Source organism: Sphingopyxis sp. OPL5 (assembly GCF_003797775.2).
Classification (GTDB): domain Bacteria; phylum Pseudomonadota; class Alphaproteobacteria; order Sphingomonadales; family Sphingomonadaceae; genus Sphingopyxis.
Genome location: NZ_CP060725.1, coordinates 2,374,941 through 2,389,847, shown reverse-complemented (window position 1 = coordinate 2,389,847; position 14,907 = coordinate 2,374,941). Strand labels below are relative to the sequence as shown.

Here is a 14,907-nt window from a genome sequence, read left to right as displayed (position 1 = left end):
GATGCCCCGATAGCGTGCGGGATGATCCTTCATTCATGTGGAGTAAAGGGAATTTCCGGCGCTTCCGGCGGTTTCACCGGCCATTGTGACGTATTTGCAACAAGTGCGAGGGCGCGCGAAATTCTATGATGCGTCGCAGCATGTTATGCGACATAAAGTTACGCCGGTTACGAAATCGCTCGCAGCCTCAGTTCCCCATCGGCCCCGCGAGCTTGCCCGGATCGAGGCGCGCATCGCGCCATTTCATGCCCCAGTGCATATGCGGACCCGTCGCGCGGCCGGTTTGCCCCACCGTGCCCAGCCGCTGCCCCTGGACGACGCGGTCGCCGACCTTCACGTCGAGCCGCTGACAGTGGAGAAAGGCGCTGTTCAGCCCCATGCCGTGATCGACGATCAGCAGATTGCCCTCGAGCGTGAAGGGCGACGCCGCCGCGAGGACGACGACCCCGTCGGCGGGCGCGACGAACGGCGTGCCCGCCGGCACCGCGATATCGGCGCCGCTGTGATAACTGCCCGGCTTGCCCTGATAGACGCGCTGCGAGCCGAAGAAGCCCGATCGCCGTCCGGTCACCGGCCAGATGAAATGCTGACGCCAGCCGTCCGAGGCGTGATCGACGCGGCGCGCCTCGGCGATCTGCGCCAGTTCGGCGGGGCGACGGCGCTCGAACTCGGCGTCGCTCGACGCGCCGCCGCGATAGGGGGCGTTGATATTCTCGATCCGCCAGTTGCCGGGCGCGACGCTTAGCGCGCGTTCGATCGTGCGGCCGTCGGCGAAGGTCGCGACGAGCCGCGCCGTCGCAGCGGCATCGCGGTCGAAGGCGATCAGGAAGGCGCCGTCGTCGGTCGTCGCAACCGGCCGTCCGTCGAGCGTCAGCGCCGCGATTCCGCCCGGCACCTGCCCGACCATGGCGCCGCCCTGTTCGGCGGTGCCCCGCAGCGTGAAATCGCGGCGGAGCGGCGCGATCGGGCCGACCACCACCGGCGTCGGCGGCGCGGCGGCCTCGACCCGCGGCGGAGGCGGCGGCAGCGCGGCCGACTCGCTGACCGGGGGCACACAGCTTCCCGCAACGACCAGCAGCGGCAGCGCGGCACCATAGCGCCGCCAGCGTCGGTGGCGCGTCATGCTCTGGATTCGAGCGCCGCCTGCACCGAAATCGCCGCGCTCGCATAAGGCTCCTGCCGTGCGACCGACCAGTAGCGCAGCTCGTCGAGCCCGATCGGCACCCCGGTCACCGCGCACAGCACATGATCGCCCGGCGACAATATCCGAAAGCCGTTGGGCCCGAACTGCAGGCGGGCGAGGCGATTGCGGCTGGCGATCAACATGGTCGGGGGTCCATTCGGTGACGATATTCGCGCCGACCATAGCAGCTTCGGCGTGCCCGGCCAGCCCCGGCGACGTCAGAAAAGCTCGCCCTGCCCCCGTTTCGGCGCGTCCGGCGACGGCTTGCGCGCCGGTTTGGCCGCGGCCGGAAGAGGCGGAGCGGCATCGCCGCCCGCCACCTGCACCGGCAATTCGCCGTCGGCGAACTGCAGCCGCAGATGCCCCGCCTGCTCGGCCTTCGCCGCGGTCGTGACGATCGCGCCGCCGGTATCGCGCACCATCGCATAGCCGCGCGACAGCAGCGCGCGCGGGTCGAGGCTATCGAGCAATCGCCCCAGTCCTTCGATCCGCGCCCGGTCGCGGTCCCAGCGCCGCGCCAGCAGCGAAGGCCGGAGCGCGCCCGACCGCGTCGCGAGCCGCTCGGCGATCACCGCCAGCCGGTGGCGCTGGCTGCGGTCGAGCCGGTCGCCCGAATCGTCGAGCCGCTGGCGCTGCGGCGCATAGAGCGCCTCGCGGCGCGGCAAATGCCGCGCCAGCGCGGTCAGCCGCTCGCCCGCCAGCGCCTGATGCCGGTTCGCCGCCGCGATCATCCGTCCCGCGCGCTGGAGCAGCAGTTCCTGCAATTCGGCGCGCACCGGCACCGCCATCTCGGCGGCCGCCGTCGGCGTCGGCGCGCGGCGGTCGGCGGCATAGTCCGCAAGCGTCGTGTCGGTTTCGTGCCCCACGGCGCTGATCGTCGGGATCCGGCAGTCGGCGAGCGCGCGCACGACCACCTCTTCGTTGAACGCCCACAGATCCTCGATCGACCCGCCGCCGCGCGCGACGATGACGAGGTCGGGGCGCGGCACCGGCCCGCCGGGCGCGATCGCGTCGAAGCCGCGGATCGCATGCGCGACCTGCGCCGCGGCGCCGTCGCCCTGCACCAATACCGGCCAGACGATGACATGCATCGGGAACCGGTCGGCGAGGCGGTGGAGAATGTCGCGGATCACCGCGCCGGTCGGCGAGGTCACCACACCGATCACACGCGGCAGGCGCGGCAGGGGCTGCTTGCTGTCCTGATCGAACAATCCCTCTTCGCCGAGCCGCGCCTTCAATTTCTCGAAGAGCAGCATCAGCGCGCCCTCGCCCGCGACCTCGAGCGTATCGACCACCAGCTGATATTTGGAGCGCCCCGGATAGGTGGTGAGCTTGCCGGTCGCGATCACCTCGATCCCGTCCTCGGGCCGGAAGGCGAGGCGCGCCGCCTGCCCCTTCCACATCACCATGTCGATCAGCGCATTATCGTCTTTCAGCGCGGCATAAAAATGCCCCGACGCCGCACGCTTCGCCCCCGACAATTCGCCGCGCACGCGGACGCGCGCAAAGCCATCCTCGACCGTGCGCTTGATCGCCGCCGACAATTGGCTGACCGATAGCGCCGGAGCATTGTCGCCATACGGCGACGGCGGCACATTGTCGCCGGGCGCCGCCTCGGCTAACAGCCGCGCCGCGGGGTCGGTTTCGGACGCCGGATCGGGAAAAGGGACTGCCATGAATATCCTGCTGGTCGGCTCGGGGGGCCGCGAACATGCGCTGAGCTGGCAACTGGCACAATCGCCGTCGTGCGCCAAGCTCTATGCCGCGCCCGGCAGCCCGGGGATCGAGGCTCATGCCGAATGCGTGCCCGTCGCGGTCGACGACCTCGACGGCCTCACCGCCTTCTGCACCGCCCACGCGATCGACTTCGTCGTCGTCGGTCCCGAGGCGCCGCTCGTCGCCGGCCTCGCCGACCGGCTGCGCGCGCTTGGCATCGCGACCTTCGGCCCCGGCGCCGCGGCGGCGCGGCTCGAAGGCAGCAAGGGCTTTACCAAGGACCTGTGCGCCCGCGCGTCGATCCCGACCGCCGCTTATGCCCGCTGCACCAGCGCCGAGGAAGCGCATGCGGTGCTCGAAGGCTTCGACATCCCGGTCGTGATCAAGGCCGACGGCCTCGCCGCGGGCAAGGGCGTGATCATCGCCGAGACCGCCGAAGACGCCGCCGCCGCCATCGACGACATGTTCGGCGGCGCCTTCGGCGGCGCGGGTGCCGAGGTGGTGATCGAGGAATTCATGACCGGCGAGGAGGCAAGCTTTTTCGCGCTGTCCGACGGCACCGACGTCATGGCGTTCGGCAGCGCGCAGGACCACAAACGCGTCGGCGACGGCGACGTCGGTCCGAACACCGGCGGCATGGGCGCGTACAGCCCCGCACCGGTCCTCACCCCCGACCTCGAAGCGGCGGTGATGGACCGCATCATCCGCCCGACCGTGGCGACGCTCGCCGCCGAGGGCACGCCCTATATCGGGGTGCTGTTCGCGGGGCTGATGCTCACCGACACGGGGCCGAGGCTGATCGAATATAACGCGCGTTTCGGCGACCCCGAATGCCAGGTGCTGATGATGCGTTACACCGGCGACCTCGCCGCGCTGCTCCATGCCGCCGCGACCGCCGCGCTGGCCGGGGCGACCCCGCCCGCTTTCACAAGCGATTATGCGCTGACCGTGGTGATGGCGGCGAACGGCTATCCGGCGACCCCCGCAAAGGGCGGCGTCATCCATGGCATCGCCGAAGCAGAAGCTGGCGGCACACGCGTTTTCCACGCCGGCACCGCGCGCGACGGCGAAACCATCGTCGCAGCGGGCGGGCGCGTGCTGGGCGTCACCGCGACCGGCCGCACCGTCACCGAAGCGCAGGCGCGCGCCTATGCCGCGGTCGACAGGCTCGATTTCCCGACCGGCTTCTGCCGCCGCGACATCGGCTGGCGGGAAGTCGCGCGCGAGGCCGAATAGCCACCCCATTCGTCATCCCCGCGAAAGCGGGGACCCAGCGAGCCAGCATCGGAACTGGGTCCCCGCTTTCGCGGGGATGACATAGATTATGGGTCGACCCGATGCGCACACCCGCATAGGCTGACCGAAAGACAGGGAGACTATCATGGTGTGGCTTCAGGAAAATTATGTCATCGCGGTCGTCGGGCTCGTCGTCGCGGTCGTGCTGCTATGGTTCCTGTTCGGCCGCAAAAAGGCCGAGGATGTCGCGCCGACCGTCGCCCCGCCCGCCGAACCGAAGAAGCCGCTCGAAGCGGTGAAGCCCGAGATCGTCGCCGCCGAGCCCGCACGCTTCAAGCCGAAGGAACCGGCGCCGGTGCCCGCGCCCCCGGTCGCAGCCCCGCCGCCTCCCCCGCCCCCTGCGCCCGAACCGGTCGTCGAACCGGTACCCGAAACCGAAGCACCGGCGGCACCGGCCGAACCGGTAACCCCGCCGCCGGCTGTCGAGGCGACCGCCGAAGCGGCCCCCGCTCCAGCCCCTGAACCGGCTCCCGCTCCGGCTCCGGCTCCAGCTCCGGCTGCCGCGAAGGCCGATAATCTGCAGCTGATCAAGGGACTCGGCCCCAAACTCGCCGGCCTGCTGAACGGCCTCGGAGTCACCGGTTTCCAGCAGATCGCCGACTGGACCGACGCCGATATCGCCGCGATCGATCCGCAACTCGGCGCCTTCCAGGGCCGCATCGCGCGCGACAATTTCGTCGACCAGGCGGGCTATCTGGCGCGCGGCGACAAGGCCGGGTTCGAAGCGAAATATGGCGCGCTGGGCGGCGAACTGTAACGACGGATTTCGACCGATTGCGGACGTTCGACCTCGGCACCAAGCCTACCAGGAAGCGATTATCCTTACCCGGTCGCATGCAAGCGTGCCGCGGTAGCTTCAGCCCCTCGGTTGCCGGTCAAAAGTCGGAGCCCACTCGAATGGCTCGTGTTGCCTGCGGATTTCGTCGGGACTTAGAACTCGGGCAGGCAGCTCGAACCTCTCCGGATCAACGGTTGCGTCGGACACCTCTGACAGCTCAAGCCCCTTGAGGCGGAGAGGAGTGCCGCTCGCGAGAAGTTCGCGCACCTTCGGGTCGTAAACACCGAACCCGAAAAGGTTGGTAAGTGACAAAGCTCTGAGCGTTCCGAAGCGACCTTTGACCAAGCGGGCGAAAGCGCTGCCGATGGGGCTTAGATACTCATCGTCCGAGATGATCAGATCGACTGGCCCAACCTTCCTGTTCGAACCGCGTTCGGCGTAGCCGCGCCCCTTCCACTTTCCGACATTCACCGCACCCTTCTCAACCAAATCGATCTTGGTGAACTGATCGACCAAATCGAGCGATATCCCTCCAGCCTGCCCGGCATCCGCAATCACTGCTTCAAGGTCATTCAGCTTCTTGGCGTAAGGCCCATCGATACCGCGACTGATCGCGTAAACCTCCCCGTCACGGATGAGGAAGTAATCGGACTTTCCGGAAATGTGCAGCCGGGCATCGCCAGCTTCATTGATTTCAATTGTCATGGCCATGTCGAGCTTCTGCTCGAACTCGTCCTCCGATTGGACTTCATAGAGCGCGGACATGTCGGCACTAGCGGGCACAGCGATGACTCCAGAGATAAACGCCAAGGTAAAGGCAGACCAGCGTAGCTTCATGAGCATGACCTCGCGATAGATGCCGGGTTGGAAAGCTAGGGTGGTGGCCGTGAAACAGCAAGGATGCACTTGTTAGCAAAGCAAAGTCCCGATGATCGGACATCCGCTTCCCACCCCAAAGCCGACCCTTCGCCGCCGCCGAAAATAATCCTTTCCTAAATTAGTTCGCTATGTTCCAAACTGGTGGATGGAACCCTCGCCTTCCCCACCACCCGCCCTGTTGCTCGCCGACAGCTGCCTCGCCTTTGCGTCCGTGCCGCAACAGCGCCATCGCGCCGACGGCTGGACGCCCGATACGCAAGCGCGCTTCATTCGCGCGCTGGAGGCGATGGGGTCGGTGGGCAAGGCGGCGCGCGCCGTCGGCATGGGCCGTGCCTCAGCCTATCGCCTGCGCGACCGGCCCGGCAGCGCGTCTTTCGCGGCGTCCTGGGATCGCGCGATATCGATGGGGCGCACCTATCAATATAGCATCGCGATCGACCGCGCGATCAACGGCGTGACGACCGTCCGCGTCTTGAAGGGCGGCGCGATCGAAGTCAGCGGCGGCCCCGACATGGCGGTCGTCCATGCCGCACTCCGCGACGAAACCGTGCCGCCGCATGCCGCTAAAGCGACAAAGGAGACAATATGACGGCGTGTGTCCGTATCTTTTGTCGCTTTAAGGCCCGAAACGGCCGCGCCTCACTCCGCCTCGTCGCCCTTCGGCTTGACGATCTCGCTGACGAGCAGCTTGTCGATCTTGCGCCCGTCCATGTCGACGATCTCGAAGCGCCAGCCGCGGTCGGTGAATGTCTCGCCTTCCTTGGGCAGATGCTTCAAAATCGCGAGCGCATGGCCGGCGGCGGTCGCATAGTCGCGGTCCTCGCCGAGTTCGATCCCCAGCCGTTCGGCCATCTGGTCGGCGGGCATAGACCCCGCGATCAGCAGGCTGCCGTCGTCGCGTTCGACGACGAAGGGCTCGCTGCCGATATCCTGGTCCGACGCGAATTCGCCCGCGATCGCCGACAGCAGGTCGGCGGGGGTCACCAGTCCTTCGAAATGGCCATATTCGTCGTGGACGAGCAGCACCGGCACTTCGGCGGCGCGCAGGTTTTCGAGCGCGTCCATCGCATCGATCTGGTCGTGGATCACAGTCGCGCGGCGCGTGAGCTTTTCGAGGTCGAGCGTCTCGCCGCGGAACAAAGCGCCGGCGATGTCACGCGCCTGGACGACGCCGATGATGTCGTCGACCGACCCGCGCGCCACCGGCAGCCGCGTGTGCGGGCTTTCGAGCAGCTTGGCGCGCACCGCGTCGGCATCCGAGGCGATATCGATCCAGTCGACGTCGATTCGCGGGGTCATCACCTCACGCACCGGGCGGTCGGCAAGCCGCACGACCCCCGAGATGATCGCGCGTTCGCTTTCCTCGATCACCCCCGACTTCGACGCCTCGGCGACGATCAGGTGAAGTTCTTCCGCGGTCACCCGGTCTTCGGATTCGCGGCTGAGGCCGAGCAGGCGGAAAACGAGTCCCGAGCTGTTGTTGAGCAGCCAGACCAGCGGCGCCGCGATTTTCGACAGCCACAGCATCGGCCGCGCCATGAAGATCGCGATCGGCTCGGGCGCGCGGAGCGCGAACTGCTTGGGCACCAGTTCGCCCGCGATCAGCGAGAAATAGGTGGTGACCGCGATGACGACCGCGAACCCTGCGGTCAGCGCGGTTTCGTCGTCGAGCCCGAACCAGGCCTGCAACCGTTCGCCGACCGGCCCGCCGAGGCTGGCGCCCGAATAGGCGCCGGCAAGGATGCCGATCAGCGTGATGCCGACCTGGACGGTCGACAGAAAGCGCCCGGGATCGGCGGCGAGCTGGCGTGCGACCGCCGCCCCGCGACTGCCGCGCTTTTGCGCCGCCTGCAGGCGCGGACCGCGCGCCGAGACGATCGCGAGTTCGGACAACGCAAAAATGCCGTTGAGAAGGATCAGCAAGGCGATGATCGCCACGTCCGACCAGGGAAAAGGGGTCATCAGTTATGTGTCCGGCGCGGTCGCGCCTGGCCCCTGTCAGCTTCGGTCATGGCCACCCTATAGGCGAAAGGTGCCGCGCTGCACAATGGGCGCGCCGCGCCCGGCTCAGCGGGGGTTCAGGCGATGAATGGAACCAGAGGCGCGGCCGGAGGTTATCGGCACAGCGACAGCAACGTCGGCGATCAGCCGTCCGCGCATAAAAGGGAGCGCATCATGAATATCAAGACTATCAAACTGGCCGCACTGGCGAGCATCGCCGCCATCGGCCTGTCGGCCTGCGTCACCGACCCGGTGACCGGCGAAAAGAAGATCTCCAAGGCCGCGATCGGCGGCGTCGGCGGCGCGCTCGGCGGCTATCTGCTCGGCGACCTGATCGGCGGCAAGCACAGCCGCACCGAGGAAATCGTCGGCGCAGGCATCGGCGCGGTCGCCGGCGCGGGCGTCGGCTATTATATGGACCAGCAGGAAAAGAAGCTGCGCGAACGCACCGCCGGCACCGGCATCGACGTCGAGCGCCAGGGCGACCAGCTGGTCCTCAACATGCCCGGCGACGTGACCTTTGATTACAACAGCGCGCTGGTAAAATCGCAGTTCCGCAGCGCCCTCGACAGCGTCGCCTCGACCCTCGCCGAATATCCGAGCACCTATATCGACGTCTATGGCCACACCGATTCGACCGGCAGCGACAGCTATAACCAGGGCCTGTCCGAACGCCGCGCCTCGTCGGTCGCCGACTATCTCGGCGGCCGCGGCATCCAGCGCGCGCGCATGGCGACGATGGGTTATGGCGAATCGCAGCTCAAATGCTCGCCCGAACGCAGCGAGGCCGATTATCAATGCAACCGCCGCGTCGAAATCCGCATCGCGCCGGTGACGCAGAACGACGTGAACAGCGCGCGGTAAACACCGATTCCAGTGGATGGAAGGAGGGCGTCGCCGACAAGGCGGCGCCCTTTTCCGTCGCTCAACCCAGGTTGAAGCTGGCCTTGACCCCGTCGATAACGAATTGCGCCGCCAGCGCGGCGAGCAGCACGCCGAGCAGGCGGGTGATCACCGCCTCGCCCTTGTTGCCGATCAGCCGCATCAATGGCCCCGCCGCGAGCAGGGCGGCGAGCGTCAGCAGCAGCACGAGCAGCAGCGCGCCGAAGATCACGAAAGCCCGGTCGAGGCCATTGTTCTGCGACACCAGCAGCATCACCGAGGCAATCGACCCCGGCCCCGCCAGCATCGGCATCGCCATCGGGAACACCGACACATCCTCGACCTCGGGGGTCGCCTTGACCTTTTCGGCGCGCTGCTCGCGGCGTTCGGTGCGCTTTTCGAACACCATGTCGATCGCGATGATGAACAGCATCAGGCCGCCAGCGATGCGGAAACTGTCGAGGTCGATGTGCAGGAAGCTGAGCAAAGCCTCGCCGAACATCGCGAAGAAGACCAGGATCCCGCCCGCGATGATCGTCGCCCGGATCGCCATCGAACGCCGCTGCACCGCGTTCGCGCCCGTCGTCAGGCTGGCATAGATCGGCGCGCACCCCGGCGGGTCGATCACCACGAACAGGGTGACGAAGGCCGAGATGAAGAGGTCGAGCATCGTCAGGGCTTCTGCGGTGTCGGGGCCGCGACCCGGTCGTCGATCACCGGCGTCATCGCTGTGCCGTCCCACAGCCGCACGGTAACGCGGCGCGCGCCGTCGGGGCTGACGACCGAGGTCCAGCTGAGCGTCTGGTCGGGCGACAGGCCGACCGCGCGGTCCTCACCCTCGTTGCCGCCGTCGATCGCGACGCCGGGACGCGAGCCGCAGACCGCCTGTTTGGTCTCGATGAATTCGGGCGCCGCGCGCGGGGTCGTCAACGTGTCGCCATGGTCAAGCGTCCACAGCGTCTTGCCGCTCTTGGGATCGCGCAGCCAGACGGTGCTGAAATAGCCGTTCGCCGGCCCCTTCTGCCAGGCGCCGGTAGTGACGCCGACATTGCCGTCGCAGCTGACATAGACGGCGTGCGGCTGCCACTTCACCGCCTCGACGGGGTCCTTCTGCGTCCGCAGCCAGTCACGCGCCTTCACCCGCTGCGGCACGAACATCGTCGCATCGGGCGCCGAGGTTTCACGAAACGCCGTCCACTGCCCCTTTTCCTGCGCGAGCCGGGCAAAGCCGATCTCGGCGGCGACGAAGCCGCTGGGATTGGGGCCGAGTGGGCGGTTGCGGATATCGTCGGGCTGACCCGCGCACCCCGCCACCAGAAGCAATGCAAGGGCAGCGGCGGTCATGCGGCGCATCAGAAACCCTCCGGATCGGCAAGGCCGGTGCGGCGGTGCGCGGCGACGAGCGTGTTGCGGAGCAGGCAGGCGATGGTCATCGGTCCGACACCGCCCGGAACCGGGGTGATCGCATCGGCGACCGCCGAAACCTGCGCATAGTCGACGTCGCCGACCAGCCGCCCCTTGGTTTCGCCGTCGGCGGGCGCGAGCCGGTTGATCCCGACATCGATGACCACCGCACCGGGCTTGATCCAGTCGCCCTTCACCATTTCGGCACGGCCGACCGCGGCGACGACGATATCGGCGCGGCGCACCGCATCGGCCAGATCGCGGGTCCGGCTGTGCGCGATGGTGACGGTGCAGTTCGCGCCGAGCAGCAATTGCGCCATCGGTTTGCCGACGAGGATCGAGCGGCCGACGACGATCGCGTCCTTGCCGCTCAAATCGCCGAGCCGGTCCTGGAGCAGCAGCAGGCAGCCATAAGGGGTGCAGGGCACCATGCCGGGGATGCCGAGCGCGAGGCGCCCGGCGCTGACCGGGGTCAGCCCGTCGACATCCTTGCCGGGATCGATCGTCGCGACCGCCGCCTGTTCGTCAAGATGGCCGGGAAGCGGCAACTGGAGCAGGATGCCGTCGACGACTTCGTCGGCATTGAGCGCGCCGAGCAGCGCCTCGACCTCGGCCTGCGTCGCGGTCGCGGGCAGGCGGTGTTCGAAGCTCGCCATGCCGGCGGCGACCGTCGCCTTGCCCTTCGACCCGACATAGACCGCGCTCGCGGGATCGTCGCCGACGAGCACGACCGCGAGGCCGGGGGCGCGGCCGGTCGCGGCCTCGAACGCCGGCACCGCATCGGCGATTCGCTCGCGCAGCCCGGCGGCGAAAGCCTTGCCGTCGATCACCGCCGCCATCGATCAGGCCAGCCCGGAACTGATGCCGAGTTGCACCAGATAGGACATCACCGGTCCGCGGATGATGATCAGCAGGATCAGCACCACCATCGGGGTCAGGTCGATGCCACCGAAATCGGGCATGATGCGGCGGATCGGGCGATAGAGCGGCTCGGTGATCCGTTCGAGAACATACCAGAGCTGGCGCACGAATTCATTGTGGGTGTTGATGACGTTGAAGGCGAGCAGCCACGACATCACCGCCTGGACGATGATGATCCACCACAGGATGTTGAGAAGGATCGACAGGATCTCGAGGAACATGAAATACAAGGGATAGTCTCCGGGGGAGCCGCGCGGGCCCCCATCTTAGCGATGAATCAGCGTGCCTGCACCCCGGGCGGTGAAAATTTCGAGCAGCATCGCGTGCGGCACCCGCCCGTCGAGGATGACCGCCGCCTCGACCCCGGCATCGACCGCAGCGACGCAGGTTTCGACCTTCGGGATCATCCCGCCGGTGATCGTCTCGTCGGCCTTCAGCGCCTCGATCGCGACGCGGTCGAGGTCGGTGAGCAGATTCTTGTCCTTGTCGAGCACCCCGGCAACGTCCGTGAGCAGGAAGAAGCGCTTGGCCCCCAATGCCCCGGCGATCGCGCCCGCCATGGTGTCTGCGTTGATATTGTAGGTCGCGCCATCGGCGCCGAGCGCCACCGGGGCGACGATGGGGATGAAATTGTCCTTGGTCAGGTTCTGCAGGATCGTCGGATCGACTGCGACGGGCTCGCCGACGAAACCCAGGTCGACATGGCGCTCGATTCCCGAATTGGGGTCGGGTTCGGTGCGCTTGACCTTTTCGGCGAGCACGAGATTGGCGTCCTTGCCCGAAATGCCGACCGCCCGGCCGCCGAGGGCGGCGATCCAGCTGACGATTTCCTTGTTGATCTTGCCCGCGAGGACCATTTCGGCGACCTCGGCGGTCGCGGCGTCGGTGACGCGCAGGCCACCGACGAAGGTCGATTCGATCCCGAGCTGCTTGAGCATCGCGCCGATCTGCGGCCCGCCGCCATGGACGACCACCGGGTTGATCCCGACCGCCTTGAGCAGCACGACATCCTCGGCGAAGTCGCGCTGCGCCTCGGCATCGCCCATCGCATGGCCGCCATATTTGATCACGAAGGTCTGGCCAGCATAGCGCTGCAGATAGGGCAAGGCCTCGACGAGCGTTTCGGCTTTCGCGAGCATCGCGGGGTCGGGGGCGTGGCTCATGCGGTGGGCTTGCTATCGAGATTGCGACCCAGCGCAACGAGGCCGGTGATCACGAAGGGGATGACGAGGATCGACAGCGTGACCTTGGCCAGCATCTGCCCGCCCATCAGGTTCGCGATGGGAAAAACCCCCGAAAAGGCGATAGTGACGAACAGCAACGTGTCGACGATCTGGCTGAGCGCGCTGGCGATCGCGCCGCGGATCGCGAGCCAGGTCGACCCCGTTCCCGCGCCTTCACGACCGCGCAGGCGGCTGAAGATCGTGACGTTCAGGAACTGCGACGTGCCATAGGCGACGATGCCCGCCGCCATCAGCCGCGGACTCTGCCCAAGCACCGTTTCGAAAGCGGCCAGCCGCGCGGGGTCCATTTCGGGCGACGCCGGCAGCGACAACACCAGCGCGGTGAGCAGGATCGACAGCACGAGCGGCACGAAGCCCCACAGCACCAACCGGTTCGCCGCAGTCTGCCCATGAAGTTCAGATACGCTGCTCGACAGGGCGACGAGCAGCAGGAAGGGGAAAATTCCCGCCTCGACCGCCAGCCAGTCGCCGAGCGCGACCTGCTTGTTGCCCAGCACCCCGGCGAGCACGACCATGCCGCCATAGATGATGGTGAAGAGGAAGAGCGAGGGCGAGAGCGTGCGCGGCAACGCCGTCGAAGAGGTGTCGGTCATCGGCGCGCGATAGTCGGTTTTGGCGGCGCTGGAAAGATGCCGGTCAATCGGGCGGATTATGCTTGGCCAGAAACGCCTCAATTGACGTCAGCAAGGTGGTCCGGTCGGCCTCGCGGGTGAAATAATGGTCGGCGAGCGGGATCGAGACGAATTCGACCGATTTGCCCGCCTTGCTCATCGCGCTGTACATCTTTGCCGACTGGACGTGGTCGACGGTGACATCCTTCTTGCCATGGACCAGCAGCAGCGGCGTCTTGATCCGGTCGATCGCGTTGATCGGCGACACGGCGGCGAAATCGGGGGTCATCTTCTGCCACTGGTCGCGATAGAGGCGCGAACGGACCTTGCCGCCGAAATCATTGACCTCGCGCCGCAGGTTGGACACGCCGTTGATCGATACCGCGCAGCGATATTGGTCGGGATCCTTGGCGATGCCCCACATAGCCGCGTACCCCCCGTAGGAGGCGCCGACGATGCACACGCGCTTCGGGTCGGCTATCCCCTCGGCGACCGCCCAGCGCACGCCATCGGTGACATCGTCCTGCATCGCGAAGCCGAGCTGGCCCTGCCCGGCCTTCAGGAAGGTCTCGCCATAGCCGGTCGAACCGCGGAAATTGGGCTGGAGCACCGCATAGCCACGCTCGGCGAGGAATTGCGCCCAATAGTCGTAGCTCAGCGTATCGTGCGACCAGGGGCCGCCGTGCGGCATGACGATGAAGGGCAGGTTTTCCTTGGCGCGGCCGCGTGGCATCGTCAGCACGCCCTCGATCTCCAGCCCGTCGCGCGCCTTGTACTGGACGAGCTTCGAACGCGACAACCGCCTGCCGCCGATCGCCTCGTTCACCGACGCCAGTTTCGACAGGTCGCCCGCGGCGGAATCGAAATAATAGAAGAGCCCCGGATTGTCGGGAGTACTGATCCGCACCAGCAGCTTCGTCAGGTCGCGGCTATAGCTTTCGATGCGGACCTTCGACTGCGGCGATGCCGCGTCCAGCTCCTTCTGGTGCGTCGCCATCACGGGGTCGATCCACTGGATCGGTTTCGCATCGTCGGAGGTGTAGAAGCCGATCAGCCGCGACCCGTCGGGCGACCGGATCGCGCCCTCGATATCGGCGCCGTCGACCTGATGCGCAATCCGTAGCTGCTTGCCCGTCGCCAGATCGGTTTCGGCGATCACCGTGCGCCCGTCGGGGGCATCGGCATAGACCAGCCCATTGTCGGTGCCCGGAACGAAGACGAAGGGAACCGACAGCCGCTCCTCGTCACGCAGCGAGGCGCTGTCGATCGTGCGGAACAGCGACTTGCCGTCGCCGCGATAGAGCAGGGTCGATTTGGTCGTCTGGTCGCGATAGCCGATGCCGTAGCGGACCCGGCCGAGATGGTCGGCACCCCACTCGAGGACGCTGCCCCGCGCAGTGACCTCGGTCTTCCTGCGGCCGGTAGCGACATCGACGCGGTAGACGGCAGGCCAGAAATCCTCGCCTTCATAGATGGAATTCTGTCCGGCCACGAGAATTTCGGTGCTGCCGTCGCTTGGAATCCACACGACGCTCGATGCATCCTGTCCCTTGAGATCCCAGAGCAGGCGGGTCGGCTTGCCAGTGGTGCGGTTGATGCTGATCAGGCGCGAGATGTACCAATTGTCCGTCTCGACCGGCAGCAATGCACGCAGGCCGACGATGATATTGTCGTCGCCGACCCATTGCAGCCAGTCGATCTCGGTCAGGTCGGGCACGCCGACAAACATCGCCTGGCTGGCGTCGCCACCGATCGGAATGATGCCAATGCGCTGTTCGCCCTTGATCGCGAACAATCCCGCGAGGTGCCGACCATCGGGCGAAAGTTCGGCGCTTTCGATGAAAGGCAGGCGCGCGAAGGTCGCGGTCGGCAACGGCTCGATCGGTTTTGCGGCAGGCGCGGGAACCGCGGCACCGCCCCCGCCCTGAGCCAGAACCGACGGCGAAACGGCGAGCAGAACCATCGCCATCATCGAACGAAACATGCGCCCCC

16 protein-coding genes are annotated in these 14,907 nt (G+C 66.9%); 4 read left to right on the top strand and 12 right to left on the bottom strand.

Annotated elements, in window-relative coordinates:
• Window positions 1-187 precede the first annotated feature (187 nt).
• The 3 genes from EEB18_RS11395 to xseA all read right to left on the bottom strand — a co-directional run bounded on the left by EEB18_RS11395 (window position 188) and on the right by xseA (window position 2,859).
• Window positions 188-1,123 (bottom strand): M23 family metallopeptidase, encoded by a 936-nt coding sequence (locus tag EEB18_RS11395; protein ID WP_187142010.1) that lies wholly within the window; start codon window positions 1,121-1,123, stop codon window positions 188-190.
• Window positions 1,120-1,326: a DUF2093 domain-containing protein gene (locus tag EEB18_RS11390; RefSeq protein ID WP_056342324.1), complete on the bottom strand. Its 207-nt coding sequence runs from the start codon at window positions 1,324-1,326 to the stop codon at window positions 1,120-1,122. The genes EEB18_RS11395 and EEB18_RS11390 overlap by 4 nt, the downstream gene beginning before the upstream one ends.
• 75 nt (window positions 1,327-1,401) lie before the next feature.
• Window positions 1,402-2,859 (bottom strand): exodeoxyribonuclease VII large subunit, encoded by a 1,458-nt coding sequence (xseA, locus tag EEB18_RS11385; RefSeq protein ID WP_187142011.1) that lies wholly within the window; start codon window positions 2,857-2,859, stop codon window positions 1,402-1,404.
• On the opposite strand from xseA, the gene purD reads away from it, so the two are divergent.
• Together purD and EEB18_RS11375 are read left to right on the top strand one after the other, a co-directional pair.
• Entirely contained in the window at window positions 2,858-4,135 is a 1,278-nt protein-coding gene (gene purD / locus EEB18_RS11380) for a phosphoribosylamine--glycine ligase (RefSeq protein WP_187142012.1), read from the top strand. The two genes, xseA and purD, sit on opposite strands and share 2 nt — an antisense overlap.
• A 145-nt stretch (window positions 4,136-4,280) precedes the next feature.
• Window positions 4,281-4,952, top strand: coding sequence for a hypothetical protein (locus tag EEB18_RS11375; RefSeq protein ID WP_187668989.1), 672 nt, complete (start codon window positions 4,281-4,283; stop codon window positions 4,950-4,952).
• 99 nt (window positions 4,953-5,051) lie between these two features.
• Here the strand turns inward: EEB18_RS11375 and EEB18_RS11370 are convergent, their stop codons facing one another.
• Window positions 5,052-5,816, bottom strand: a complete 765-nt coding sequence (locus EEB18_RS11370; protein WP_187668988.1) for a hypothetical protein — start codon at window positions 5,814-5,816, stop codon at window positions 5,052-5,054.
• A gap of 181 nt (window positions 5,817-5,997) precedes the next feature.
• Between EEB18_RS11370 and EEB18_RS11365 the strand changes: the two genes are divergently transcribed.
• Window positions 5,998-6,441 carry a hypothetical protein gene (locus EEB18_RS11365; protein WP_187139173.1) on the top strand — a complete coding sequence of 148 codons (444 nt, stop codon included), beginning with the start codon at window positions 5,998-6,000 and terminating at the stop codon, window positions 6,439-6,441.
• 50 nt (window positions 6,442-6,491) lie between these two features.
• On the opposite strand, the gene EEB18_RS11360 is transcribed toward EEB18_RS11365, so the two are convergent.
• Window positions 6,492-7,814, bottom strand: a complete 1,323-nt coding sequence (locus tag EEB18_RS11360) for a hemolysin family protein (RefSeq protein WP_056342308.1) — start codon at window positions 7,812-7,814, stop codon at window positions 6,492-6,494.
• A gap of 213 nt (window positions 7,815-8,027) precedes the next feature.
• On the opposite strand from EEB18_RS11360, the gene EEB18_RS11355 reads away from it, so the two are divergent.
• Window positions 8,028-8,717, top strand: a complete 690-nt coding sequence (locus EEB18_RS11355; protein WP_187139174.1) for an OmpA family protein — start codon at window positions 8,028-8,030, stop codon at window positions 8,715-8,717.
• A 61-nt stretch (window positions 8,718-8,778) separates the two neighbouring features.
• Here the strand turns inward: EEB18_RS11355 and EEB18_RS11350 are convergent, their stop codons facing one another.
• Genes EEB18_RS11350 through EEB18_RS11320 form a run of 7 tightly spaced genes read right to left on the bottom strand, consistent with a single transcriptional unit; the run spans window position 8,779 to window position 14,899 of the window.
• Window positions 8,779-9,405, bottom strand: coding sequence for a MarC family protein (locus EEB18_RS11350; RefSeq protein ID WP_056342302.1), 627 nt, complete (start codon window positions 9,403-9,405; stop codon window positions 8,779-8,781).
• A gap of 2 nt (window positions 9,406-9,407) precedes the next feature.
• The gene (locus EEB18_RS11345) at window positions 9,408-10,088 is read right to left on the bottom strand and encodes a hypothetical protein (RefSeq protein WP_187139175.1); all 681 of its coding nucleotides are present in this window, start codon (window positions 10,086-10,088) and stop codon (window positions 9,408-9,410) included.
• Window positions 10,088-10,978: a bifunctional methylenetetrahydrofolate dehydrogenase/methenyltetrahydrofolate cyclohydrolase FolD gene (folD, locus tag EEB18_RS11340; RefSeq protein WP_187139176.1), complete on the bottom strand. Its 891-nt coding sequence runs from the start codon at window positions 10,976-10,978 to the stop codon at window positions 10,088-10,090. The genes EEB18_RS11345 and folD overlap by 1 nt, the downstream gene beginning before the upstream one ends.
• Window positions 10,979-10,981: 3 nt before the next feature.
• The gene (locus EEB18_RS11335; RefSeq protein WP_056342910.1) at window positions 10,982-11,281 is read right to left on the bottom strand and encodes a YggT family protein; all 300 of its coding nucleotides are present in this window, start codon (window positions 11,279-11,281) and stop codon (window positions 10,982-10,984) included.
• Window positions 11,282-11,326: 45 nt separating this feature from the next.
• Complete coding sequence (argB, locus tag EEB18_RS11330) at window positions 11,327-12,223, bottom strand: acetylglutamate kinase (protein WP_056342298.1); 897 nt, start codon at window positions 12,221-12,223, stop codon at window positions 11,327-11,329.
• Complete coding sequence (locus EEB18_RS11325; RefSeq protein WP_187139177.1) at window positions 12,220-12,897, bottom strand: queuosine precursor transporter; 678 nt, start codon at window positions 12,895-12,897, stop codon at window positions 12,220-12,222. Before EEB18_RS11325 ends, argB begins: the two co-directional genes overlap by 4 nt.
• A 43-nt stretch (window positions 12,898-12,940) precedes the next feature.
• Entirely contained in the window at window positions 12,941-14,899 is a 1,959-nt protein-coding gene (locus EEB18_RS11320) for an alpha/beta hydrolase family protein (protein ID WP_187139178.1), read from the bottom strand.
• Between the last annotated feature and the right edge of the window lie 8 nt (window positions 14,900-14,907).